Annotated in this window: 19 protein-coding genes; 2 read left to right on the forward strand and 17 right to left on the reverse strand. The window is 60.0% G+C overall.

Going from position 1 to position 24,696, the window contains the following annotated elements:
* Positions 1-49: 49 nt before the first annotated feature.
* Positions 50-5,854 (forward strand): alpha-2-macroglobulin, encoded by a 5,805-nt coding sequence (locus tag F6S08_RS00770; protein ID WP_315871157.1) that lies wholly within the window; start codon positions 50-52, stop codon positions 5,852-5,854.
* Positions 5,835-8,132: a penicillin-binding protein 1C gene (gene pbpC, locus F6S08_RS00775; RefSeq protein WP_315871158.1), complete on the forward strand. Its 2,298-nt coding sequence runs from the start codon at positions 5,835-5,837 to the stop codon at positions 8,130-8,132. The genes F6S08_RS00770 and pbpC overlap by 20 nt, the downstream gene beginning before the upstream one ends.
* On the opposite strand, the gene F6S08_RS00780 is transcribed toward pbpC, so the two are convergent.
* The 17 genes from F6S08_RS00780 to mnmG form a co-directional block, all read right to left on the reverse strand.
* Positions 8,129-8,506 (reverse strand): hypothetical protein, encoded by a 378-nt coding sequence (locus tag F6S08_RS00780; protein WP_315871159.1) that lies wholly within the window; start codon positions 8,504-8,506, stop codon positions 8,129-8,131. The two genes, pbpC and F6S08_RS00780, sit on opposite strands and share 4 nt — an antisense overlap.
* Positions 8,507-8,566: 60 nt before the next feature.
* On the reverse strand, positions 8,567-10,399 hold the full coding sequence (gene glmS / locus F6S08_RS00785) for a glutamine--fructose-6-phosphate transaminase (isomerizing) (protein WP_065926800.1): 1,833 nt from the start codon (positions 10,397-10,399) through the stop codon (positions 8,567-8,569).
* A gap of 10 nt (positions 10,400-10,409) precedes the next feature.
* Positions 10,410-11,177, reverse strand: coding sequence for a DeoR/GlpR family DNA-binding transcription regulator (locus tag F6S08_RS00790; protein ID WP_027608178.1), 768 nt, complete (start codon positions 11,175-11,177; stop codon positions 10,410-10,412).
* 227 nt (positions 11,178-11,404) lie between these two features.
* Positions 11,405-12,772: a bifunctional UDP-N-acetylglucosamine diphosphorylase/glucosamine-1-phosphate N-acetyltransferase GlmU gene (gene glmU, locus F6S08_RS00795; RefSeq protein ID WP_065926801.1), complete on the reverse strand. Its 1,368-nt coding sequence runs from the start codon at positions 12,770-12,772 to the stop codon at positions 11,405-11,407.
* A gap of 122 nt (positions 12,773-12,894) precedes the next feature.
* Positions 12,895-13,311: a F0F1 ATP synthase subunit epsilon gene (locus F6S08_RS00800; RefSeq protein ID WP_003177061.1), complete on the reverse strand. Its 417-nt coding sequence runs from the start codon at positions 13,309-13,311 to the stop codon at positions 12,895-12,897.
* 44 nt (positions 13,312-13,355) lie between these two features.
* Positions 13,356-14,732, reverse strand: a complete 1,377-nt coding sequence (gene atpD, locus F6S08_RS00805) for a F0F1 ATP synthase subunit beta (RefSeq protein ID WP_003177062.1) — start codon at positions 14,730-14,732, stop codon at positions 13,356-13,358.
* A gap of 27 nt (positions 14,733-14,759) precedes the next feature.
* Positions 14,760-15,620, reverse strand: coding sequence for a F0F1 ATP synthase subunit gamma (atpG, locus tag F6S08_RS00810; RefSeq protein WP_003195829.1), 861 nt, complete (start codon positions 15,618-15,620; stop codon positions 14,760-14,762).
* Positions 15,621-15,670: 50 nt separating this feature from the next.
* The gene (atpA, locus tag F6S08_RS00815; protein WP_003177064.1) at positions 15,671-17,215 is read right to left on the reverse strand and encodes a F0F1 ATP synthase subunit alpha; all 1,545 of its coding nucleotides are present in this window, start codon (positions 17,213-17,215) and stop codon (positions 15,671-15,673) included.
* A 21-nt stretch (positions 17,216-17,236) separates the two neighbouring features.
* Entirely contained in the window at positions 17,237-17,773 is a 537-nt protein-coding gene (locus F6S08_RS00820) for a F0F1 ATP synthase subunit delta (RefSeq protein WP_065926802.1), read from the reverse strand.
* Positions 17,774-17,785: 12 nt separating this feature from the next.
* Entirely contained in the window at positions 17,786-18,256 is a 471-nt protein-coding gene (locus F6S08_RS00825; RefSeq protein ID WP_008439543.1) for a F0F1 ATP synthase subunit B, read from the reverse strand.
* A gap of 55 nt (positions 18,257-18,311) precedes the next feature.
* Positions 18,312-18,569 (reverse strand): F0F1 ATP synthase subunit C, encoded by a 258-nt coding sequence (gene atpE / locus F6S08_RS00830; protein ID WP_002555987.1) that lies wholly within the window; start codon positions 18,567-18,569, stop codon positions 18,312-18,314.
* Positions 18,570-18,702: 133 nt separating this feature from the next.
* A complete protein-coding gene (gene atpB / locus F6S08_RS00835) occupies positions 18,703-19,572 on the reverse strand; it encodes a F0F1 ATP synthase subunit A (protein ID WP_017736231.1) in 870 nt (289 codons plus the stop codon).
* Positions 19,573-19,588: 16 nt separating this feature from the next.
* On the reverse strand, positions 19,589-19,996 hold the full coding sequence (locus F6S08_RS00840) for a F0F1 ATP synthase subunit I (RefSeq protein WP_010565865.1): 408 nt from the start codon (positions 19,994-19,996) through the stop codon (positions 19,589-19,591).
* 148 nt (positions 19,997-20,144) lie between these two features.
* The gene (locus F6S08_RS00845; RefSeq protein WP_027608174.1) at positions 20,145-21,017 is read right to left on the reverse strand and encodes a ParB/RepB/Spo0J family partition protein; all 873 of its coding nucleotides are present in this window, start codon (positions 21,015-21,017) and stop codon (positions 20,145-20,147) included.
* Between the two features lie 9 nt (positions 21,018-21,026).
* Positions 21,027-21,824 (reverse strand): ParA family protein, encoded by a 798-nt coding sequence (locus tag F6S08_RS00850; RefSeq protein WP_016978715.1) that lies wholly within the window; start codon positions 21,822-21,824, stop codon positions 21,027-21,029.
* 18 nt (positions 21,825-21,842) lie between these two features.
* The gene (gene rsmG / locus F6S08_RS00855) at positions 21,843-22,487 is read right to left on the reverse strand and encodes a 16S rRNA (guanine(527)-N(7))-methyltransferase RsmG (protein ID WP_065926803.1); all 645 of its coding nucleotides are present in this window, start codon (positions 22,485-22,487) and stop codon (positions 21,843-21,845) included.
* Positions 22,484-24,376 carry a tRNA uridine-5-carboxymethylaminomethyl(34) synthesis enzyme MnmG gene (mnmG, locus tag F6S08_RS00860; RefSeq protein ID WP_027608172.1) on the reverse strand — a complete coding sequence of 631 codons (1,893 nt, stop codon included), beginning with the start codon at positions 24,374-24,376 and terminating at the stop codon, positions 22,484-22,486. Before mnmG ends, rsmG begins: the two co-directional genes overlap by 4 nt.
* Positions 24,377-24,696 lie beyond the last annotated feature (320 nt).

Below are 24,696 nucleotides of genomic sequence, written 5' to 3' on the forward strand. Positions count from 1 at the left end.
TATCAAAGACGCGTGTAAGATACGCCGCACTTAGCCAGGGATGCTCACCATGTTCGATTCGCTCAAAGCCATCAGCCGTCGTGTTGTCGGTGTGTTTCTGACTGTGGTGGGGGCCGTTTTCGGCCAATGGCATCCGCCGCTGTGGCTGCGCGCCATCGGCCGTGGCCTGGCGAACCTGGGTAACAAAGCCCGCGCTTATCCGCGCCAGGCCGGTGCCGGCGTATTGGGCCTGGTGCTGCTGGCGGCCGCTGGCTTCTACGGCTGGCACTGGTACTCCAACCTGCCGCAGCCCCATACCGTGGGCTATTCGCTGCACAAACCCAACCTGACGGACTACACCCAGCAACCGCCGGTTGTGGATAACTTGCAAGTGCGTTTTGCCGAATCGGTGGCCCCGCTGGCCGCCATTGGCAAGCCGGTCACCGAAGGCATCACCCTCAAACCCAATGTGGCCGGGAGCTGGCGTTGGTCCGACGACCGCACGCTGCTGTTCGTGCCGGAGAAAGACTGGCCCATCGAAGCGGGTTACACCCTTGATCTGGCCAGGAAAGGTTTGCTGGCCGATGGCGTACTGCTCAGTCAGTACAGCAGCCAGTTCTCCACCCAGCCGTTCCGCGCCACCCTGACACACAACGAGTTGTATCAAGACCCGTCGAACCCGACGATGAAACAACTGGTGGCGACCTTCCATTTTTCCCACCCGGTCGATGAAGACAGCCTGCGCAAGCGCGTTTCGGTCACCCTCGGCAAAGGCCTGGCCTACCGCGACGCCCAGTTGCCCAACCGCCCGGACATCAGCTTCGACGAGACCAGGCTGAACGCCTACGTGCGCTCCGCCGCCCTGGCCACACCGCTGGAAAGCACGCCGGTCAGCGCCAAGCTGGATGAAGGCATCAAGGCCCGCGACGGCGGCAACGCCAGCACCGCGCCGCTGGTGGCGGAAGTCACCGTGCCCGGCCGCTATCGCCTGACCTTTACCGGCGCCGAAGTGAGCTTTGTGGATAACGAACGCGGCGAGCCTGAGCCGGTGTTGATGTTCAGCAGCTCCAGTGCCGTGGCCGATGAGACCATTGCCGGTAAGGTCCAGGCCTGGCTGTTGCCGGAAAAGGCCCAGGACGACACCCGTCCCTATAACAGCAACGACATCGACGACGCCCTGCTGGCCCGCAGTACCAAGGTCACGCTGACCCACGTGCCCAGCGTCGAACCACTGAATACCCTGCATGCCTTCAAGTTCAAGGCCCCGGCCGGCCGTGCGCTGTATGTGCGCGTGCCCGCCAACCTGGAAGCCATCGGTGGCTACCTGGCGAAAAACCCTACGGCCTCGCTGATCAGCATGCCGGCTTATCCGCGCACCTTGCAGTTCCTCTCCGACGGCGCGTTGCTCAGCCTCAATGGCGAAAAACGCCTGGGTTTCATGGCCCGCGGTGTACCTGGCGCCCATGTGGAAATCGCGCGCTTGCTGCCCAACCAATTGCAGCACCTGGTGGACCAGAGCAGCGGCAGCTTTGCCCGGCCCAATTTCGGCAACGAGTACTTCGACCGCATGGTTGAACGCCAGTCCCTGGATATTGCGCTGTCGTCCTCGGACCCGGCGAAAACCGTCTATGACAACGTCGATCTGAGCCACTACCTCACCGCCAACGGAGGCCGTCGCGGCATTTTCGTGCTCAAGCTCAGCCCTCAGGATGAGCCGGCCGAGCGCACGTTCGACTATTCGCGCAGCACCACCTCTGACCTGCGCTTTATCGTGGTCACCGACCTCGGCATCATCGCCAAGCGCTCCAGCGATGGCAGCCATGACGTGTATGTGCAATCCATCGGTAACGGTTCGCCGGTGTCCGACGCCCAGGTCGACATCATTGGCCGCAACGGTCTGCCCGTGAGCAGCGGCCACACCGACGGCGAAGGCCACGTGCATTTCGCCAAGCTGGATGAACTGCGCCGTGAGAAAACGCCGCTGATGTATGTGGTCACTCGCGGCAACGACCAGTCGTTCCTGCCGATCGCCCGTCAGTCCCAGCAGCTGGATTTGTCGCGCTTCGACGTAGGCGGTTTGGAAGAAGACGGCGCGATTGATCGCCTCAGCGCCTACCTGTTCACCGACCGTGGCCTCTACCGCCCTGGCGAGACCGCGCACCTGGGCATGATCGTGCGCAGCGGCAACTGGAAAGGTGCCCTGCAAGGCCTGCCCGTGGAGCTGCAGATCACCGACCCGCGCGGCCTTGAAGTGATTCGCCAGCCGCTGAAGCTGTCCGCCAGCGGTTTTGAAACCTTTGATTTCCCCAGCAGCGAAGTCGCCCCCGCCGGTGACTACACCGCGACCTTGCAGTTGATTGGCCAGAAACAGACCCGCACCGACCTCGGCAGTGTCAGCTTCAAGGTCCGCGATTTCGAACCGGACCGCATGAAGGTCAGCCTGAGCCTGCACGACACCCCGGTACAGGGCTGGATTCCACCGGACCAAGTGGTGGCCAAGGTCACCGCGATGCACCTGTTCGGCGCCCCGGCGGCCGGCCGTCGCGTCACTGCGAAGATGTCCCTGAGCCCGACGCTCGCGGCATTCGAGCGTTACCCCGACTACCGTTTCCGCCTCAACGATTCCCTGGAAGAGGCCAGCACCGAAGACCTGGCCGAAACCACCGTCGACGACAACGGCCAGGCCGTACTCGACCTCAACCTGCAACGCTTCGCCAACAGCACCTATCGCTTGCAAGTGATGACCCAGGTCTTCGAGGCCGAAGGGGGCCGTAACGTGGCGGCGCAAAGTGCCTTGCTGGTGTCGTCCGCGCCCTACCTTGTGGGTGTGAAAAGTCAGGACTCGCTGTCGTACGTCGCCAAGGACGCCCCGCGCCAGGTGCAATGGCTGGCCGTCGCGCCAGACCTCACCCCGCTGGCGGTGGATGGCCTGACCAGCGAAGTGGTCGAGCACCGCTACGTGTCGGTACTGGTGAAACAGTCCAACGGCACCTACAAGTACGAGTCGCGCATCAAGAACATCAGCCAACCGGCCTCTCCGCTGGTGATGACCAAGGACGGCGCCAGGCAGGCCCTGAACACCGCCACCCCTGGCGATTTCACCCTGCAAGTGAAGGACGCCAACGGCAACCTGCTCAACCAGATCGACTACAGCGTGGCCGGACGCGGCAACACCTCGCGCTCCCTGGAGCGCAATGCCGAGCTGCAACTGCGCCTGGATAAACGCAGCTACGCCACCGGCGATGAGATCGCGATCAGCATCCGCGCGCCTTACACCGGTGCGGGGCTGATCACCATCGAGCGGGACAAGGTCTACACCCAGCAGTGGTTCAAGGCCGACAGTACCAACAGCGTGCAACATATCCGCGTGCCTGCGGGGCTTGAGGGCAATGCCTACGTCAACGTGCAGTTTGTGCGCGACATCGGCTCGTCCGAGGTCTACATGAGCCCGCTGTCCTACGGGGTGGTGCCGTTCAGCATCAACCTGGATGCGCGGCGCATGGCGTTGAAGGTCGAGGGCCCGGCGAAAATAGAGCCGGGACAGACCCTCGACATCAAGGTCAACGCCGACCGCCCCGGCCGTGCTGTGGTGTATGCAGTGGACGAAGGCATCTTGCAGGTAGCGCGCTACCAGACGCCGGACCCGCTGGGTTTCTTCTTCCAGAAACGTGCGCTGGAAGTCGGCACCAGTCAGATCCTTGACCTGATCCTGCCGGAATTCAGCCGCCTGCTCAGTGGGGCGGCGCCCGGTGGCGATACGGAAGGCGCCCTGGCTAATCACCTCAACCCGTTCAAGCGTAAACATCAGCCGCCAGTGGCCTGGTGGTCCGGGCTGGTGGACTTGCCCGCCGGTGAAACCGTGCTGCATTACCAGGTGCCGGACAGCTTCAACGGCAAGCTGCACCTGTTCGCGGTGGCTGTGGACGCCGACAGCGTGGGCGTCAGCGAGGCCAATACCGAGGTCCGTGGCCCGATTGTCATCACGCCGAACGTACCGGCTTTCGTGGCGCCGGGTGATGTGTTCAACGTCAGCGCCGGGGTATTCAGCAACCTCGAGGCGGCGGCGAACGTGAAGTTTGAAGTGCAGACCAGCGCCGGCCTGGTGGTGCAGGGCGACAAAGCCAGCACCTTGTCCCTGCAACCGCGCAAGGAGGGCACCGCCGAGTTCAAGATCAAGGTCGGCGAAACCCTCGGTTCGGCGGATTTTCGCTTTGTCGCCGTGTTGCCGGATGGCAAGCGGATCCAGGTGGCGGAAACCACTTCGATTCGCCCTCTGAGCGAGCATCGCGTGGCCCTGAGCCTGGGTCGTTTCGACAGCGCCAGCAAAGAGCTCAAGCCCACCCGTGAACTGTTCAGCCAGTTGCGCGATGTGCAACTGGGTGTGGCGGCCTCGCCGCTGGTATGGGCCAACGGCCTCAAGCATTACCTGGATGACTACGGCTATGCCTGCACCGAGCAACTGGTGTCCAAGGCCATGCCGGCGTTGATCTGGGGCGGTACCGCACCCGAGGCAGAACAGGCCTTCAGCAGCGCGGTGCGCATGTTGCGCCAGCGCCAGAACCAGGCAGGTGGTTTCGGTTTGTGGGCCGCCAACCCGGACGTAGCGCCCTACGCCAGCCTATATGCCACCGATTTCCTGATCGAAGCCAAGGAACGCGGGCTACCGGTGCCGGAAGACCTGCTGGTGCGCGCCAACAGCTATCTGACGGACCTGGCCAACGGCCCGAGCGAAGGCCTGTCTGAATTGCGCAACCGCGCCTACGCCAGTTACTTGTTGAGTCGTCAGGGGATTCTGGTGAGCGGCGCCTTGAGCGATATACGCGAACGCTACGAAAGCTACTTCAAGGACAGCTGGCAGAACGACTTGGGCGCCGCCTACTTGGCGGCCAGCTACAAACTGCTCAAGCAGGATCGCCAGGCCGACACCTTGTTCCGCAAGATCCCTTGGCGTTCGCTTGTGGATAAGTGGGACAGCGACGGCCTGTATTACGACCCGCTGGTCCACGATGCCGAGCACCTGCATCTGCTCGCTCGCCATTTCCCCGAGTTGCTGGACAATGTTCCTACCGCCCTGCTGGATAAACTCGGCAAGCGCCTCAACGAACAGCGCTACAACTCGCTGTCGGCGGCGCTGTTACTGCGGGCCTTGGACAACTACGGCCAGCGCGCGCAAAGCGATATGACCCTCAAGGCCACTGCCTGGCTGGGCGACAAGCAGCAACAATTGCTGGAAATGGCCGGCCAGCCACCCCGCGCGGCGGTACCGGGCGCCACGCAAAAACTGCTGATGGAAAAATCCGACGGCCCGGCGGCGTTCTACATGCTCAGCGAAGCCGGTTTCGATAAGGGTGCCAAGCTCAAGCCGATCAACAACGGGCTGGAGATCATCCACGAATACCTCGACCTCAAAGGCGAGCCGGTGAGCACAGTGGCGGTGGGCGATGAGTTCCTGGTGCGCTTGCGCCTGCGTGCCACCGACCGTGACCAGGTGCAGCAAGTGGCGGTGGTCGACCTGCTGCCCGGTGGCGTCGAGCCTGTGTATAACTTGCCGCCGGAGCCGGAAGCCGCCAGCAGCGAGGAAAGTGAAGGCGAAGCGTCCGAATACGTAGAAGAAAGCGAACAAGAAGCCGATGCCTGGCAAGCGCCCATCGGCGAAACCGAGCTGAGCAACTGGCAGCCGGACTATGTGGATGTGCGTGATGATCGGGTGGTGTTGTACGGCACGGCACTGCGCGACGTAGGCACCTTCGTCTATCGCGTGCGCGCCACCAACGCCGGCACGTTCAATACGCCACCGGCCTACGCCGAAGGCATGTACGAACCCACCCTGCAAGGGCGCGGCAAAGTAGGCCAGCTTGAAATTACCAAGCCTTAAACGCCTGGCGCCGCTGCTGGCAGCGGCGCTGGTGCTGGCGGGGCTGCGGCTGTGGCCCCACGCTCCGCTGGAACAGGCTGTTACGTCGTCACGGGTGGTGCTGGCCGATGACGGTTCGCTGCTGCGCATGACCCTGGCGGATGACGGCCAATACCGCTTATGGCTGCCGCTGGAGCGCATCTCGCCGTCACTGGTGGAGGCCTTGCTGCTCAAGGAAGACCGCAATTTCCATTGGCACCCGGGGATCAATCCCCCGGCGTTGCTGCGCGCGGCCCTGGCCACCTACAGCGGCGGCCAACGCCAGGGCGGCTCGACCTTGAGCATGCAACTGGCACGGCGCCTGTGGGATCTCAACACCCGTCAGGTACCCGGCAAATTGCAGCAGATGGCGTTGGCCTTGTGGCTGGAAGCGCGCTACAGCAAGCACGACATCCTCGAGGCGTACCTGAACCTGGCGCCCATGGGCGGCAATATCGAAGGCGCCGAAGCGGCCAGTCGCATCTACTTTGGCAAGGCGGCGGCGCAGTTGTCGTTGTCCGAAGCCTTGGCGCTGGCGGTGATTCCCCAGCAGCCAGGGCGGCGCGCACGCTTTGGGCCGTCACTGCAAAACGCGCGACTGCGCTTGATGAATGACTGGCGTGAAACTTATCCACAAGACCCGCGTAACGACAGTTTGCTCGACCTGCCCCTGGAAGCCCGCAACCGCCAGCAGATCCCGTTTCTGGCGCCGCATCTGAGCGAGCAGCTGTTGGCCTCCCAGCCCGGCAACGAACTCAACAGCACCCTCAACCTGCCCCTGCAGCAACTGCTCGAACGCCTGATCAGCGGCTTTATAGCCGAGCGGCGCAGCACCGGTGTGGAAAATGCCACGGCCATCCTGATCGACAGCCGCGACCAAAGCGTCAAGGCGCTGGTGGGCTCGGCGGATTACTTATCCACAGGCATCCACGGCCAGGTCAACGGCGTATTGTCACGCCGTTCTCCAGGGTCGACCCTCAAGCCGTTTCTCTACGGGCTGGCGCTGGATCAAGGGGTGATCCACCCCATGAGTATCCTCAAGGATTTGCCCAGTAACTTCGGCTACTTCCAGCCGGAAAATTTCGACGGCAGTTTTGTCGGGCCTCTGACCGCACGGGATGCATTGATCCGTAGCCGCAATATCCCGGCGGTGTGGTTGGCCAGCCAGGTGAAGTCGCCGTCGTTGTATGGTTTGTTGCAACGCGCGGGGATCAAGGGCCTGCGCGGTGAAAGCCATTACGGCCTGGCCCTGGCCCTCGGTGGCGGTGAGATGACACCCGAGGAACTGGCGCGGCTGTACGTGATGCTGGCGGGCGACGGCCATCTGCGGCCGTTGCGCTATCTGCAGGAGCAGCCCCAGGCCACCGGCCCGCAACTCCTCACCCCGCAGGCGGCCTTCATGGTGCGCGACATGCTGCGCCGCAACCCGCGACCGGATGGCCTGCCCGCGCGGCACTGGCGCACCGCCTGGAAAACCGGCACGTCCTGGGGGTTCCATGATGCGTGGAGCGCGGGCCTGGTCGGCCCTTACGTGCTGGTGGTGTGGGTGGGCAACTTCGATGGTCGCCCCAACCCGGCGTTTATCGGTGCCAAGACCGCCGCGCCGCTGTTCTTCCGTATCGCCGACGCCCTGCCCCTGGCCTTGCCCAACGTCGTGATCAAGGCCGACAAACCACCCGCCGGCCTGGTGCGCATCGACGTCTGCGCCGCCTCGGGCGAGTTGCCCAACCGCTGGTGCCCGCAAACCCGCAAGACCTGGTACATCCCCGGTGTTTCACCGATTCGCGTGTCCAACCTGCACCGCCCGGTACTGATCGACACCCGTACCGGCAAAGCCGCGTGCCCGCCGTTCGAGGCGCAATACACCCGCGAGGAAGTCTTCGAATTCTGGCCCAGCGACATACAACGCCTGTACCGCGCCGCCGGCCTGCCCCGCCGCACGCCACCCAACGTGCTGAAAAACTGCCAGCCCAGCCGCATCAGCGACCAGAGCGAAGCCCCGCAGATCCGTTCGCCGCTGACTCAAGTGAGTTATCAGTTGCGCCTGTCCGCCCCCCAGGAAAGCATCCCGCTGAACGCGAATGCGGCCAGCGATGCGGCGACGCTGTACTGGTTTGCTGATCAAACCTTGATCGGGCAGGGCCCGCCGCAAGCCACATTGAACTGGCGGCCGGGCAAGTCGGGGGAGTATCGGCTGCGGGTCAGTGATGATCAGGGACGCAGTGCGAGTCGGGGGTTGAGGGTGGAGTTTGTGCCTTAGGAGTGGCCATCACACTCTGCAAGCTCCACGTAGTTCGACTCCCCACCTCCTGTCGCCCCCGACAACCAACCCCACACGAAACTCAGCGTGGTACGCCCGGCAGCATCGACACCGATGACGCCCCGCGACCAGCCGGCCAGCAGCTCACCTTCCAGCGTCAGGCACTGATACAGCAGCTCGATAGCGTCCGGGCCTGTGACGCGGCCGACCTGCGTACCCAGGCGAATTCGGCCGCCTTGGTAGGTACCGGAAATGGCATCGCCCTCGACAAGGTAATGAAACACCGTACCCGCGCCGGACAGCCCGTGGGTGTTATTGGCGACGGTGAATCGGCGGTTGTGCAAACGCTCGTGGATTTGCGAGGGGGTGTTCATCGAAGGCGCGTCCTTTCGCGGGTACCTGGAGACCCGGGCGGGCCTCCAGGGTGGAGCGGGTTACTCCACCGTCACCGACTTCGCCAGGTTGCGCGGCTGGTCAACGTCGGTGCCTTTGAGCACGGCGACGTAGTACGACAGCAGTTGCAGCGGGATGGTGTAGAGGATCGGCGACAGGGTGTCGTGGATGTGCGGCATGTTGATGACGTGGGTGCCTTCGCCGTTGGTCATGCCGGCTTTTTCGTCGGCGAACACGATCAGTTGGCCGCCACGGGCGCGGACTTCCTGCAGGTTGGACTTGAGCTTCTCCAGCAGTTCGTTGTTCGGCGCTACGGTGACCACCGGCATGTCGTCGTCCACCAGGGCCAACGGGCCGTGCTTGAGCTCACCGGCCGGGTAGGCTTCGGCGTGGATGTACGAAATTTCCTTGAGCTTCAGCGAGCCTTCCATCGCCACCGGGTACTGCGCGCCACGGCCGAGGAACAGAGTGTGGTTCTTGTCGGCAAACAACTCGGCGACTTTTTCCACGGTGCTGTCCATGGCCAAGGCTTCGCCCAGGCGGGTCGGCAGGCGGCGCAGTTCTTCCACCAGGGTGGCTTCGACGCCAGCAGCCAAGGTGCCGCGAACCTGGCCCAGGGACAGGGTCAGCAGCAACAGGCCAACCAACTGGGTGGTGAACGCTTTGGTGGAGGCCACGCCGATTTCGCGACCGGCCTGGGTCAGCAGGGTCAGGTCGGACTCACGCACCAGGGAGCTGATGCTGACGTTGCAGATCGCCAGGCTGGCGAGGAAACCCAGTTCCTTGGCATTGCGCAGCGCGGCCAGGGTGTCGGCGGTTTCGCCGGACTGGGAGATGGTCACGAACAGGGTATCGGGCTGCACCACCACCTTGCGGTAGCGGAACTCACTGGCGACTTCGACCTGGCACGGGATGCCGGCCAGTTCTTCCAGCCAGTAACGGGCAACCATACCGGCGTGGTAGCTGGTGCCACAGGCCACGATCTGCACATTGCGCACTTTGGCGAACAGCTCGGCGGCCTGGGGGCCGAAGGCGTTGACCAGCACTTGCTTGTCGCCAAGGCGGCCTTCCAGGGTGCGTTGCACCACGGATGGCTGTTCGTGGATTTCCTTGAGCATGAAGTGGCGGAACTCGCCTTTGTCGGCGGCCTCGGCACCGTCGCGATATTGCACGGCTTCGCGTTCGACGGAATTACCGTTCACGTCCCAGATCGCCACGCTTTCACGGCGAATGTCAGCAATATCGCCCTCCTCCAGGTACATGAAGCGGTCGGTCACCTGGCGCAGGGCCAGTTGGTCGGAGGCGAGGAAGTTCTCTCCCAGGCCCAGGCCGATCACCAGCGGGCTGCCACTGCGGGCGGCAACCACGCGGTCCGGTTGGCTGGCGCTGACCACGGCCAGACCGTAGGCGCCGTGCAGTTCCTTGACCGTGGCCTTGAGGGCGGCGGTCAGGTCGCTGTGGTCCTTGAGCTTGTGGTTGAGCAGGTGGGCGATGACTTCGGTGTCGGTGTCCGAGGTGAACACGTAGCCCATGCTCTTGAGTTGTTCGCGCAGCACTTCGTGGTTTTCGATGATGCCGTTGTGCACCACCGCCAAGTCACCGGAGAAGTGCGGGTGGGCATTACGCTCGCACGGTGCGCCGTGGGTAGCCCAGCGGGTGTGGGCAATCCCCAGGCGACCTACCAGCGGCTCGCCGGCCAACGCCTGCTCCAACTCGCTGACCTTGCCTGGGCGGCGCATGCGCTCAAGCTTGCCCGCGTTGGTGAAGACGGCCACGCCCGCGCTGTCGTAGCCGCGGTATTCCAGGCGCTTGAGGCCTTCAAGCAGGATGGCCGTTACGTTACGTTCGGCGACTGCGCCAACAATTCCACACATGGTGCTTCTCCTAGATGATTGCCGCGCATATCAGCGTAATGCCGCGGGCTTGGATCTGGTCGCGGGCCTCAAGCGGCAGGCGATCATCGGTAATAAGGGTATGGACGCTGCTCCAGGGCAGTTCCAGGTTGGGAATCTTGCGGCCGATCTTGTCGGATTCGACCATCACCACCACTTCACGGGCGACCTCGGCCATCACACGGCTCAGGCCCAGTAATTCGTTGAAGGTGGTGGTGCCACGCTGCAGATCGATACCGTCGGCGCCGATGAACAGTTGATCAAAGTCGTAGGAACGCAACACCTGCTCGGCGACCTGGCCCTGGAACGAGTCCGAATGCGGGTCCCAGGTGCCGCCGGTCATCAACAGCACCGGTTCGTGTTCCAGTTCGCTCAAGGCGCTGGCCACGTGCAGGGAGTTGGTCATGACCACCAGGCCGGGCTGGTGGCCCAGTTCCGGGATCATGGCGGCGGTGGTGCTGCCGCTGTCGATGATGATGCGGGCGTGTTCACGCAAACGCATCACCGCAGCACGGGCGATCGCACGTTTGTAGGCCGAGACCGGTTGGGCGGGGTCGCCGACCAGTTCCTGAGGCATGGTGATCGCACCACCATAACGACGCAGCAACAGGCCGTTACTTTCGAGCGCGGCCAAGTCCTTGCGGATAGTGACTTCCGAGGTTTCGAAACGCTTGGCCAGTTCGTCCACGCTGACTTCGCCCTGTTCGTTGAGCAAGGTCAGGATGTTGTGGCGTCGTTGGGGTGTATTTCGTTTCGACATGGCGATGATAAGTTTCGTTTCGAAAGATAACGAAGGCAATCAAAACCTATTGAGAAGATATCGTCAAGCGTCGGAAACAGATTTTTCAAGCAACGCACGACAAATGTGGGAAGGGGCTTGCCCCCGATTGCAGGAGATCAGTCGACTAAAACATTGACTGAAAATCCGCCATCGGGGCAAGCCCCCTCCCACATTTGGATAGCGCTGCTGATGAGACTGTGGATAACTCAGGTCTTTTTGATTTTGACGGGGCGTTTCCAGCCGTCGATGTTACGTTGGCGTGCACGGGCCACGGCCAGTTGGGACTTATCCACATCCTGGTTGATGGTTGAGCCCGCGGCAGTGTTCGAACCATCGCCGATCGTCACAGGTGCAATCAGCGAATTATTCGAGCCGATGAATACGTCCTCGCCAATGGTGGTCTGGTACTTGTTGGCACCGTCGTAGTTGCAGGTGATCGCGCCAGCGCCGATGTTGCTGCGCGCACCGATCACCGCATCCCCCAGATAAGCCAGGTGACCGGCCTTTGCGTCGTCGCCCATTTGCGCGTTTTTCAGTTCGACGAAATTGCCGACGTGCGCCCTGGCGCCCATCACAGTGCCCGGACGCAACCGCGCAAACGGACCGGCATCGCTGCCCTCGCCCATTACGGCGCCGTCGATATGGCTGTTGGCCTTGATCACCACCCCCTTGCGCAGGGTGCTGTCCTTGATCACGCAGTTCGGGCCAATGACCACGTCGTCTTCGATGATCACGCGGCCTTCAAGGATCACGTTGATGTCGATCAGCACATCGCGGCCCACGGTGACCTCACCGCGGACGTCAAAACGCGCAGGGTCGCGCAGGGTCACGCCCTGGGCCATCAGGCGGCGGCCTTCACGCAGTTGGTAGTGACGCTCGAGCTCTGCAAGCTGCTTGCGATCATTGGCGCCCTGCACTTCCATCGGGTCGTGGGGCTGTTCGGTGGCGACCAGCAGACCATCACTCACGGCCATCTCGATCACGTCGGTGAGGTAGTACTCGCCCTGGGCGTTGTTGTTGGACAGGCGGCTCATCCAGTCGGCGAGCTTATTGGCAGGCACCGCAAGGATGCCGGTGTTGCCTTCGGTGATAGCCCGCTGGGCTTCACTGGCGTCCTTGTGCTCGACGATCGCCGCGACCTTGCCGTCGGCACCGCGCACGATGCGCCCGTAACCGGTGGGGTCATCCAGCTCAACGGTGAGCAGGCCCATCTGGCCGGGCGCCACATGCTTGAGCAGGCGTTGCAGGGTTTCCACTTCGATCAGCGGCACGTCACCGTAGAGGATCAGCACGGTGTCAGCGGTAATGAACGGCACAGCTTGCGCGGTGGCGTGGCCGGTGCCCAGTTGTTTGTCCTGTAATACGAAATTCAGGTCATCCGCCGCCAGGCGCTCGCGCACCACATCAGCACCGTGGCCGATCACCACGTGGATACGTTGTGGGTCCAATTGACGAGCGCTGTGGATAACATGCCCAAGCATGGAATTGCCCGCGACCGGGTGCAGCACCTTGGGCAAGGCCGAACGCATGCGGGTGCCCTGGCCTGCGGCGAGAATGACGATTTCAAGAGACATGAATGGCTACCAATCCTGGGCGGTCCGGCTTCAGACCAAAGATGTGTTTTGCTAAAAAAGAAAAAGGGTAGCCGAGGCTACCCTTTTTAATCAATCGCGCATAAGCGTCACGGCTTCGCCGCTTACTTCTTGCGGATCTGCTGGAGCGTGCGCAGCTGAGCTGCAGCCTCGGCCAGACGTACAGCAGCAGCGCTGTAGTCGAAGTCCGCACCCTTTTCGTTCAGGGCCTTCTCGGCAGCCTTGACGGCTTCCTGAGCGGAGGCTTCATCCAGGTCGCCAGCACGTTGCACGGTGTCGGCAAGTACCTTGACCATGTTCGGCTGAACCTCAAGGAAACCACCGGAGATGTAAAACACCTCCTTTTCCCCGCCTTGCTTGGTCAGAGTGATCGGACCTGGCTTCAAGCTGGTGATCAATGGCGCGTGGCCCATGGCAATACCCAGGTCACCGAGTTCGCCGTGTGCAATCACCATTTCTACCAGACCGGAGAAGATTTCCCCTTCCGCGCTGACGATATCGCAATGGACTGTCATAGCCATCTGATTGCCTCAACCTGATGAGCGCCCGTTTCCGGGCGCCTGGATTACAGTTTCTTGGCTTTCTCGATCGCTTCTTCGATGCCGCCGACCATGTAGAACGCTTGTTCTGGCAGGTGGTCGTAGTCACCGTTGAGGATGCCTTTGAAGCCAGCAATGGTGTCTTTCAGGGAAACGTATTTACCCGAAGCACCGGTGAAGACTTCAGCCACGAAGAACGGCTGCGACAAGAAGCGCTGGATCTTACGAGCACGGTTTACCAACTGCTTGTCGGCTTCCGACAGCTCGTCCATACCCAGGATCGCAATGATGTCCTTCAGTTCTTTGTAACGCTGCAGCACGTACTGAACGCCGCGAGCGGTGTCGTAGTGCTCCTGGCCGATCACGTTCGGGTCCAGCTGGCGCGAAGTCGAGTCGAGTGGATCGACCGCTGGGTAGATACCCAGGGAAGCGATGTCACGGGACAGAACGACGGTGGCGTCCAAGTGGGCGAAGGTGGTCGCAGGCGATGGGTCGGTCAAGTCATCCGCAGGTACGTATACCGCTTGGATCGAAGTGATCGAACCTTCCTTGGTCGAAGTGATACGTTCCTGCAGAACGCCCATCTCTTCAGCCAGGGTCGGCTGGTAACCTACTGCGGAAGGCATACGGCCCAGCAGTGCGGATACTTCAGTACCGGCCAGGGTGTAACGGTAGATGTTGTCGACGAACAGCAGAACGTCGTTACCTTCGTCACGGAACTTCTCGGCCATGGTCAGGCCAGTCAGTGCCACGCGCAGACGGTTTCCCGGCGGCTCGTTCATCTGACCGTAGACCAGTGCCACTTTGTCCAGAACGTTGGAGTCCTTCATCTCGTGGTAGAAGTCGTTACCCTCACGAGTACGCTCACCCACACCGGCGAACACGGAATAACCGCTGTGCTCGATGGCGATGTTACGGATCAGTTCCATCATGTTTACGGTCTTGCCTACACCGGCACCACCGAACAGACCGACTTTACCGCCCTTGGCGAACGGGCAAACCAGGTCGATAACCTTGATGCCGGTTTCCAGCAGGTCGTTGCCGCCAGCTTGTTCCGCGAACGAAGGTGCTGGACGGTGAATGCCCCAGCGCTCTTCAGTGTCGATCGGGCCAGCTTCGTCAATCGGGTTGCCCAGTACGTCCATGATCCGGCCCAGGGTCGCTTTACCGACCGGTACGGAGATGGCAGCGCCGGAGTCGATAACGTCCAGACCGCGCTTCAAGCCTTCGGTGGAACCCATCGCAATGGTACGAACTACGCCGTCGCCCAGCTGCTGCTGAACTTCCAGAGTAGTTTCCGCGCCTTGTACTTTCAGCGCGTTGTAGATGCTCGGTACGCTGTCGCGTGGAAATTCCACGTCGATAACGGCGCCGATGATTTGAACGATACGTCCGCTACTCATAGCTGGATCCTCTGAATATTTGAACCGTTAAACCGCGGCAGCGCCGCCGACGATTTCCGAGATCTCTTGGGTGATCGCAGCCTGACGCGCCTTGTTGTAGATCAGCTGCAAATCGCTGATCAGATCACCGGCGTTATCGGTAGCGTTTTTCATCGCGATCATCCGCGCCGCTTGTTCAGCTGCGTTGTTCTCGACCACCGCCTGGTACACCTGCGACTCCACGTAGCGCACCATCAAGCCGTCAAGCAGCTCTTTGGCGTCTGGTTCGTAGAGGTAGTCCCAGTGGTGCTTGAGTTCCTGATCCGGAGTCGCCACCAGTGGAATCAATTGCTCCACGGTTGGCTGCTGGGTCATGGTGTTGATGAACTTGTTGGATACCACGGAGAGGCGGTCAATCCGGCCTTCCAGGTACGCATCCAGCATCACCTTCACACTGCCGATCAAATCATTGATCGACGGCTCTTCACCCAGGTGGCTGATAGCTGCAACGACGTTACCGCCGAAGTTGCGGAAAAAGGCCGCACCCTTGCTACCAACAACACACAGATCGATCTCGACGCCGTTTTCGCGGTTTACCGCCATGTCCTTGACCAGGGCCTTGAACAGGTTGGTATTCAAACCACCGCACAAACCACGGTCACTGCTCACTACCACATAACCCACACGCTTGACGGCGCGTTCGATCATGAAAGGGTGGCGGTATTCCGGGTTGGCGTTGGCCAGATGCCCAATTACCTGGCGGATACGCTCCGCATAAGGACGGCTAGCAGCCATGCGCATTTGTGCCTTGCGCATTTTGCTGACCGCCACTTTTTCCATGGCGCTGGTAATTTTTTGCGTGCTTTTGATGCTCGCAATCTTACTGCGAATCTCTTTTGCGCCTGCCATGTAACACCTATCAGGTTAGCAAGCGGGAGCCTTGCGGCTCCCGCTGCGGCTTACCAGGTTTGGGTGGCCTTGAACTTCTCGATACCGGCTTTCATGCCAGCGTCGATATCGTCATTGAAGTCACCCTTCACGTTGATCTTCGCCATCAACTCGGCGTGATCGCGGTTGAAGTAAGCAATCAGCGCTTGTTCAAAGCTGCCGACCTTGGCGATTTCAACGTCGGTCAGGAACCCACGCTCAGCGGCATACAGCGACAACGCCATGTCAGCGATCGACATTGGGGCGTATTGCTTCTGCTTCATCAGCTCGGTAACGCGCTGACCATGCTCAAGTTGCTTACGGGTCGCTTCGTCCAGGTCAGAAGCGAACTGGGCGAATGCGGCCAGTTCACGGTACTGAGCCAGAGCGGTACGGATACCACCGGAGAGCTTCTTGATGATCTTGGTCTGAGCGGCACCACCCACACGGGATACCGAAACACCGGCGTTCACTGCAGGGCGGATGCCCGAGTTGAACATGGCCGATTCCAGGAAGATCTGACCGTCGGTGATGGAAATCACGTTGGTCGGAACGAACGCGGAAACGTCGCCAGCCTGGGTTTCGATGATCGGCAGTGCGGTCAGGGAACCGGTTTTGCCGGTCACTGCGCCGTTGGTGAACTTCTCTACGTACTCTTCCGAAACGCGGGATGCGCGCTCCAGCAGACGGGAGTGGAGATAGAACACGTCGCCTGGGTAGGCTTCACGGCCTGGTGGACGACGCAGCAGCAGGGAAATCTGGCGGTAAGCCACTGCTTGCTTGGACAGATCGTCATAAACGATCAGCGCGTCTTCACCGCGGTCGCGGAAGAATTCACCCATGGTGCAACCGGAGTACGGTGCCAGGAATTGCAGCGCAGGAGATTCCGAAGCACTGGCAGCCACGATGATCGTGTTGGCCAGGGCGCCGTTTTCTTCCAGCTTGCGAACGACGTTGGCGATGGTCGATTGCTTCTGACCGATCGCTACGTAGACGCAGAAAATGCCGCTGTTCTTCTGGTTGATGATCGCGTCGATCGCCAGAGCGGTTTTACCGATCTGACGGTCACCGATGATCAGCTCACGCTGGCCACGGCCGACTGGGATCATGGCATCGACAGCCTTGTAGCCAGTCTGTACAGGCTGGTCTACCGACTTACGCCAGATCACGCCTGGAGCAACTTTCTCGACCGCGTCGGTCTCGGTGTTGCCCAGTGGACCTTTACCGTCAACAGGGTTACCCAGTGCGTCGACTACGCGACCCAGCAATTCCTTACCAACCGGAACCTCCAGGATGCGGCCAGTGCACTTGGCGCTCATGCCTTCAGCCAGACTGGTGTACGCGCCCAATACAACGGCACCTACGGAGTCTTGCTCCAGGTTGAGGGCCATACCGTAGACGCCGCCCGGAAACTCGATCATCTCGCCGTACATAACGTCGGCCAGACCGTGAATCCGCACGATGCCGTCAGATACGCTGACGACAGTGCCTTCGTTACGGGCTTGGGAGGTCACATCGAGCTTGTCGATGCGGCCCTTGATAATTTCACTTATTTCGGAAGGATTGAGTTGCTGCATTGCTCTGCTGCCCCTTCAAACTCAAGATTTCAATGCTTCGGCAAGATTCGCGAGTTTGCCGCGAATCGAGCCATCGATAACCAGGTCGCCGGCGCGAATGACAACACCCCCAATAAGGGATGGGTCTTCCGCAACTTGCAGGCGCACTTCCCGGTCGAGTCGTGCACTGAGAACCTTGGCGAGTTTGTCTTGCTGTTCTTGGTTCAATGCAAAAGCACTGGTCACTTCAACGTCTATCGATTTCTCTTGCTCGGCCTTGTACAGGTCGAACAGAGCGGCAATCTCCGGCAAAAGCAGGAGACGGTCGTTTTCGGCGATGACATTGATGAAGTTCTGCACTTTCACATCAAACTTGTCGCCGCACACTTCAATAAAAGTGGCGGCCTTGTCTGCGCTCGTCAGTCGCGGGGCCTTGAGCACGCGCTGCATGGTGCCGTCTTGCGACACTGCTGCAGCCAGGCCGAGCATGGCTGACCAAGAGGCCAGCTGCTGGTGGGCCTGGGCGTGCTCGAAGGCTGCCTTAGCGTAAGGTCGGGCCAACGTGGTCAATTCTGCCATGATCGCCCTCGCTTAAATTTCAGCAGCCAGTTTGTTAACCAGCTCCGCGTGCGCGTTTTGATCGATTGTGGCACCCAGGATCTTCTCAGCACCGCCGACGGCCAGAGCACCCAGTTGGGCACGCAGCGCATCTTTGACACCGTTCAGTTCCTGCTCGATCTCGGCTTGAGCCTGAACCTTCACACGGTCAGCGTCGATACGGGCTTTTTCAACAGCCTCTTCAACAATCTGGTTACCGCGTTTCTTGGCTTGCTCAATGATTTCGGCTGCTTGAGCTTTCGCTTCGCGCAGTTGCTGACCCGCTTTATCTTGGGCCAACTCCAGGTCGCGAGCTGCTCGTGCGGCAGCGTCCAGTCCATCCGCGATCTTCTTTTGACGTTCGTGCAAAGCCGCGATGACCGGAGGCCATACGAACTTCATGCAGAAAACGACAAAAATCAAGAACGCTAAGGACTGACCAATAATGGTTGCATTAATGTTCACGCCAATACCTCGCTCATTCGTTGCACAACACACCAATCACTCGAAAAACGAGTGATTAACCGGCGAGTTGACCAACGAAGGGGTTCGCGAAGGTGAAGAACAGAGCGATACCAACGCCGATCATGGTCACGGCGTCGAGCAGGCCGGCAACGATGAACATTTTAACTTGCAGCATTGGAACCATTTCTGGCTGACGCGCTGCGCCTTCCAGGAACTTGCCGCCCAGCAGGCCGAAACCAATGGCAGTACCCAGGGCGCCCAGGCCGATCAACAGTGCAACAGCGATAGCGGTTAGACCAACTACAGTTTCCATCTTTCCTCCCGACTTTTACGTCGTATGGTTTAGGTTTTTTAGATTTTAAAGCGGTAAAACAAATCGTTTCATAGCCCTGGTGGGCCACCTTCCCGTTTCACCGGGAAGGACATCAGACTAGTCGAGACTGGCCTTAATGGTTCTCTTCGTGCGCCATCGACAGGTAGACGATGGTCAGCATCATGAAGATGAAGGCCTGCAGGGTGATGATCAGGATGTGGAACACAGCCCACGCCCACTGCAGAACAATGCCCAGGCCGCTAAGCCAGAGCAGGCCGCTGCCGAACATCACAGCGATCAGAATGAACACCAGCTCGCCGGCATACATGTTGCCGAACAGTCGCAGGGCCAGGGAGATCGGCTTGGCGATCAGGGTGACGAATTCCAGCAGGAAGTTCACCGGGATCAGCAGGGCTTGAACGAAGATGTTCTTGCTGCCGAACGGGTGCAGGGTCAGTTCGCCGATGAAGCCGCCGATGCCCTTGATCTTGATGCTGTAGAAAATGATCAACGCAAATACCGACAGGGCCATGCCCAGGGTAGCGTTCGGGTCAGTGGTCGATACGGCACGGAATGGAATGTGCGGGTCGCCGGAAATCGCCATGGCCAACTGAGGGATCCAGTCAACCGGGATCAGGTCGACGGCGTTCATCAGGAACACCCAGACGAAGATGGTCAGTGCCAACGGTGCAATCACCGGGCTACGGCCATGGAAGCTGTCTTTCACGCTGCCATCGACGAATTCGACCAGTACTTCAACGAAGTTCTGCAAAGCACCTGGCTGACCGGAAGTCGCCTTCTTTGCCGCCATGCGGAAAATCAGGACGAAGATCAGACCCAAAGCGACCGACCAGCCCAGAGTATCCAGGTGGAAAGCCCAGAAGCCCATTTCTTTGGCTTCTGCTGCGGAGTGGGCAAAGCCCCAGCCGCCGTTGGGAAGCTGACCGAAGGTCAGGTTCTGCAAGTGGTGCTGGATATAGCCCGAAGCGGTTGTTTCTGCCATGGTTGCCTCAAACGCCCTAAGGTTTCGAAAGTCTTGTTTTCATCAGCAGGGGAGCGAACCAGCTGACCAGTTGGGTCAACACGAAGACGCCGAATACAGCCAGCGGCGCCAATGGCTTCACACCTGCAAAGGTCAGTGCAAACAGCACTGCCGTCAAAATCAGTTTCCCCGCCTCGCCGGCATAAAAAGACCGGACGATAGCCTGGGCTGCTCGGGCGCCGGAAAACCGAAAGGCCCTGTGAGCAAAATACATATTGGGCAGCAAGGCTATCAGGCCTCCGCAAAGTCCTGAATATCCGGCTACGACTCCATGCCAGTACCAAAGCGCCAATGCGGCAATCAGCAAGATGACAAATTGAGCCAATAAAACCGGAAAAACAGCCAAGCGATGGAAGGGCAACGTGTTTGGCGTGCGGGTTTCCATCACTCTTGCTCCTCAATAGTCGGCTGCCGGAAATCAATAACTTGGCATAATTTGTGCCGACAAAATGCGCGCAGAGTATAGGGGCGGTTCTGCCCCTATTCAACTGCCGGGTAGTGATTTCCGATCACGCGCTACATAAGCAAATGTTTCAGCGGATGTGGGCAAGGACGCCCTGAAGCTCATCAAGGGAGTTATATCCGATGACCAATTGCCCTTTGCCTTTCTTGCCGTGGCGAATTTGTACCGCAGAGCCCAGGCGCTCGGCCAGGCGCTGCTCGAGACGCGCGATATCCGGATCAGGTTTGGCCGTTTCGACCGGTGCAGGTTTGCCGCTGAGCCACTGGCGAACCAGGGCCTCGGTCTGACGAACGGTGAGCCCTCGTGCGACAACGTGTCGCGCCCCTTCAACCTGTTGATTTTCCGGCAAACCGAGCAAAGCACGGGCGTGGCCCATCTCGAGGTCGCCATGGGACAACATGGTCTTGATGACTTCCGGCAGCGCGATCAGGCGCAGCAAGTTGGACACGGTGACACGGGATTTACCCACGGCCTCGGCGACCTGTTGCTGGGTCAGCTGGAATTCCTGCTGCAAACGCTGCAAGGCGATCGCTTCCTCGATCGGATTGAGGTCTTCACGCTGGATATTCTCGATCAACGCCATGGCGATGGCGGTTTCATCCGTTACATCGCGCACCATCGCCGGGATGGTGTCCTTGCCTGCCTGCTGGCTGGCGCGCCAGCGGCGTTCACCGGCAATGATTTCAAAGCGGCCGCCGCCGATCGGGCGCACCACAATCGGCTGCATCACGCCCTGGGCCTTGATCGAATTGGCCAGTTCCTCCAGCGCCTGGGGGTCCATGTCCCGGCGTGGCTGGTATTTGCCGCGCTGGATCAGGTCCAGGGGCAGGTGCTGCAGCTCGCGTTCGTCAGCCTGCACCGCTTGTTCTTCAAGCGATGTGACGGTCGGACCACTCAGCAGTGCATCCAGTCCACGTCCGAGACCTCGTTTCTTGACGGCCATGGGGATTCCTTAAGTTGGCTGGGCTGCAGCGGTGCGTGAGTTGCGGCGTTGACGACGAACCATCTCGCCGGCCAATGCCAGGTAGGCAATGGCACCACGGGATGATTTGTCGTACGCCAGCGCGGGCATGCCATAGCTTGGCGCTTCGGCCAGGCGGATGTTGCGTGGAATCACGGTGTCGTACAGCTGGTCGCCAAAGTGTTCCTTGAGCTGCGCCGACACATCGTTCATCAGGCTCAGGCGCGGATCGAACATGGTCCGCAGCAGGCCTTCGATCTGCAGGTTCGGGTTGAGCAGCTCGGCGATACGCTTGATGTTATCCACAAGGTCGCTCAACCCTTCCAGCGCGTAGTACTCGCACTGCATGGGGATAATCACCCCATCGGCAGCCACCAATGCGTTAAGCGTGAGCATCGACAGCGACGGTGGGCAGTCGATCAAAATGTAGTCGTAATTCTCGCGGATCGGTGCCAACGCGCTGCGCAGACGGCTTTCCTTCATCTGCATTTCCAGCAGCACCACTTCCGCCGCAGTCAAATCGCGGTTGGCCGGCAGCAGTTGATAACCGCCATGCTCGGAGTAGTGCATGGCCTGGGCCAGGTCGCACTCGCCAATCAGCAAGTCGTAGACCGAGTTTTCCAAGCCGTGTTTATCCACACCGCTACCCATGGTGGCGTTGCCCTGTGGATCGAGATCGATCAACAGCACCCGGCGCTTGGTGGCGACCAGGGATGCTGCGAGGTTGATGCAGGTGGTGGTTTTGCCCACGCCACCTTTCTGGTTCGCTATCGCGAATACCTTAGCCATTCTTGCTTGTGTTCCCAATCATGCCGTGCGGCGCAGTATCAGCAGATGGCGTTGGCCTTGGCAACCGGGTACGGCCAAGGCATGTTCGCTATCGAGGTGGAAGTCTGCCGGCAATGCTAACAGCTCATCGCTTGGATGGACGCCCTTCATTGCCAGCCAGCGGGTGTCGCGGTCGCCCAGGTGACGGGTCCAGTTGCTGAAGTTCTCCATGCTGCTGAACGCCCGGGAAACAATTCCGTTGAACGGCAGTTCAGGCGTGAAGGCTTCGACGCGACTGTGGATAACTTGCAGGTTATCCAGCTTGAGTTCGAGCTTGACCTGGGTCAGGAAGCGGGTTTTCTTGCCGTTGCTGTCCAGGCAGGTCACTTGCGATTCAGGAAACAGGATAGCCAGTGGGATGCCAGGCATACCGCCACCACTGCCGACATCGAGCCAACGACCGTTTTCGATAAACGGCATCACGCTCAGACTGTCGAGCAAGTGACGGGAAACCATTTCGTCGGGATCACGCACAGCCGTCAGGTTGTAAGCCTTGTTCCATTTGATCAACAGGGCCAGGTAACCCAGCAGCAAATCGTGCTGGGCCTCGGTCAAGTCCACGCCCAATTGGCGCGCACCTGTGGATAACTCTTCGGCGTGTTGCGAGGTGACCAACGAACTCAAGCGCTTTGCTCCAACTGACGGCCCGCGCCGCGTTTTTTCAAATGAATCATCAACAGCGAAATAGCTGCAGGGGTGACGCCCGGGATACGTGAAGCCTGGCCGAGGGTCTCGGGGCGAGTTATCCCCAGCTTGCTTTGGATTTCTTTCGACAATCCGGAAATACCGGTGTAGTCGATATCCACAGGCAGCCTGGTGTCTTCACTGGCGCGCAGACGAGCGATCTCGTCCTGCTGGCGGTCAATGTAACCGGCGTACTTGGTCTTGATTTCGACCTGCTCGGCAACCTGTGGATCATCGGCGCCGCCGCCGGTCACTTCGACCAGACCGGCGTAGTCGATTTCCGGACGGGACAGCAGGTTCAGCAGGTTGTATTCATGAGTCAGCGGCGTGCCGAATTTTTCCGCAATCGCGTCGCCCTGCTCGGTCCCGGGGCGAACCCAGGTACTTTTCAGGCGCTGCTCTTCAAGCTCGATGCTTTCGCGTTTTTTGCAGAAGGCCGCCCAGCGCGCATCGTCGACCAGCCCCAGTTCACGGCCTTTTTCGGTCAGGCGCAGGTCGGCGTTGTCTTCCCGCAGGATCAGGCGGTATTCCGCTCGGGAAGTGAACATCCGATACGGTTCCTGGGTTCCCAGGGTAATCAGGTCGTCGACCAACACGCCGATATACGCTTCATCGCGACGCGGGCACCAGCTGTCTTTGCCTTGTGCACGCAATGCGGCGTTGGTCCCGGCCAGCAAACCCTGGGCGCCGGCTTCTTCGTAGCCGGTGGTGCCGTTGATTTGCCCAGCGAAGAACAGACCGCCGATAACCTTGGTTTCCAGGCTGTACTTCAAATCACGCGGGTCGAAGTAGTCGTATTCGATGGCGTAGCCCGGACGCACGATGTGTGCGTTTTCCATGCCGCGAATCGATTGCACGATCTGGATTTGCACATCGAACGGCAGGGAAGTGGAAATCCCGTTCGGGTACAGCTCATGGGTAGTCAGGCCTTCGGGCTCGATGAACACCTGATGGCTTTCCTTGTCGGCAAAGCGGTGGATCTTGTCTTCGATCGACGGGCAGTAACGTGGGCCAATACCTTCGATCACCCCGGAGTACATCGGCGAACGGTCGAGGTTCGCGGCAATGATTTCGTGAGTGCGCGCATTGGTATGGGTAATCCAGCAGCTCACCTGTTTGGGGTGTTGCTCCTTGGAACCCATGAACGACATTACCGGAATCGGTGTATCGCCAGCTTGTTCAGTCATCACCGAGAAATCCACGGAACGCCCGTCGATACGCGGTGGGGTCCCGGTTTTCAGGCGACCCACGCGCAGCGGCAATTCGCGCAGGCGTTTTGCCAGGGCAATCGACGGCGGATCACCGGCGCGGCCACCCGAATAGTTCTGCATGCCGATGTGGATAAGTCCGCCGAGGAACGTACCGGTGGTCAACACCACGGATTCTGCGAAGAAACGCAGGCCCATTTGGGTGACAACACCGCGAACCACGTCCTGTTCGACGATCAAGTCATCGGCGGCTTGTTGAAATATCCACAGGTTGGGCTGGTTTTCCAGGGTTTCGCGGACCGCGGCTTTGTACAGGATGCGGTCTGCCTGGGCCCGAGTGGCACGCACGGCCGGGCCTTTGCGGCTGTTGAGCACGCGAAATTGAATACCACCCTTGTCGGTAGCCTCGGCCATCACGCCACCAAGGGCGTCGATTTCCTTGACCAGATGGCTTTTGCCGATCCCACCAATGGCGGGGTTGCAACTCATGGCGCCGAGGGTTTCCACGTTATGCGTCAGCAACAGGGTTTTTACGCCCATGCGTGCTGACGCCAGTGCTGCCTCGGTACCGGCATGACCGCCGCCGATGACGATCACTTCAAAACGGGAAGGGAAATCCACCACGCACCTCGTGCCTGCTTATGTAGGTAATCAGGAATTGTTTGTTGAAAGGGTTTTGGAGCTTTGGCGGCAAGTATAGGGACTTCGCCCTTCCTAAAGAACCCTTTGCACAAAATTTAACCAGCTGTGGATGAATCACAGACAATAGAAATTAAAAGAGAGAAATTTATTAAATCTTTGTTTTTATGTTTATTTCTACTGGGCACCGTTTCTGTGGATAGATCTCTACAGGCCTTTATTTACAATGTGTACAGCGATTCAAAAGTCTGTGGTCATGTGCCAATGAGGCCCTTGGATAAGTGCTTTAAGCCTGTGGATTA

It is taken from the genome of Pseudomonas sp. JV449 (assembly GCF_032424295.1).
Lineage (GTDB): Bacteria > Pseudomonadota > Gammaproteobacteria > Pseudomonadales > Pseudomonadaceae > Aquipseudomonas > Aquipseudomonas marginalis.

Coding starts and splice junctions, on each gene's coding strand:
- F6S08_RS00770 (WP_315871157.1), top strand. CDS start 50: ATGTTCGATTCGCTCAAAGCCATCAGCCGTCGTGTTGTCGGTGTGTTT.
- F6S08_RS00780 (WP_315871159.1), bottom strand. CDS start 8,506: ATGAACACCCCCTCGCAAATCCACGAGCGTTTGCACAACCGCCGATTC.
- glmS (WP_065926800.1), bottom strand. CDS start 10,399: ATGTGTGGAATTGTTGGCGCAGTCGCCGAACGTAACGTAACGGCCATC.
- F6S08_RS00790 (WP_027608178.1), bottom strand. CDS start 11,177: ATGTCGAAACGAAATACACCCCAACGACGCCACAACATCCTGACCTTG.
- glmU (WP_065926801.1), bottom strand. CDS start 12,772: ATGTCTCTTGAAATCGTCATTCTCGCCGCAGGCCAGGGCACCCGCATG.
- F6S08_RS00800 (WP_003177061.1), bottom strand. CDS start 13,311: ATGGCTATGACAGTCCATTGCGATATCGTCAGCGCGGAAGGGGAAATC.
- atpD (WP_003177062.1), bottom strand. CDS start 14,732: ATGAGTAGCGGACGTATCGTTCAAATCATCGGCGCCGTTATCGACGTG.
- atpG (WP_003195829.1), bottom strand. CDS start 15,620: ATGGCAGGCGCAAAAGAGATTCGCAGTAAGATTGCGAGCATCAAAAGC.
- atpA (WP_003177064.1), bottom strand. CDS start 17,215: ATGCAGCAACTCAATCCTTCCGAAATAAGTGAAATTATCAAGGGCCGC.
- F6S08_RS00820 (WP_065926802.1), bottom strand. CDS start 17,773: ATGGCAGAATTGACCACGTTGGCCCGACCTTACGCTAAGGCAGCCTTC.
- atpE (WP_002555987.1), bottom strand. CDS start 18,569: ATGGAAACTGTAGTTGGTCTAACCGCTATCGCTGTTGCACTGTTGATC.
- atpB (WP_017736231.1), bottom strand. CDS start 19,572: ATGGCAGAAACAACCGCTTCGGGCTATATCCAGCACCACTTGCAGAAC.
- F6S08_RS00840 (WP_010565865.1), bottom strand. CDS start 19,996: ATGGAAACCCGCACGCCAAACACGTTGCCCTTCCATCGCTTGGCTGTT.
- F6S08_RS00845 (WP_027608174.1), bottom strand. CDS start 21,017: ATGGCCGTCAAGAAACGAGGTCTCGGACGTGGACTGGATGCACTGCTG.
- F6S08_RS00850 (WP_016978715.1), bottom strand. CDS start 21,824: ATGGCTAAGGTATTCGCGATAGCGAACCAGAAAGGTGGCGTGGGCAAA.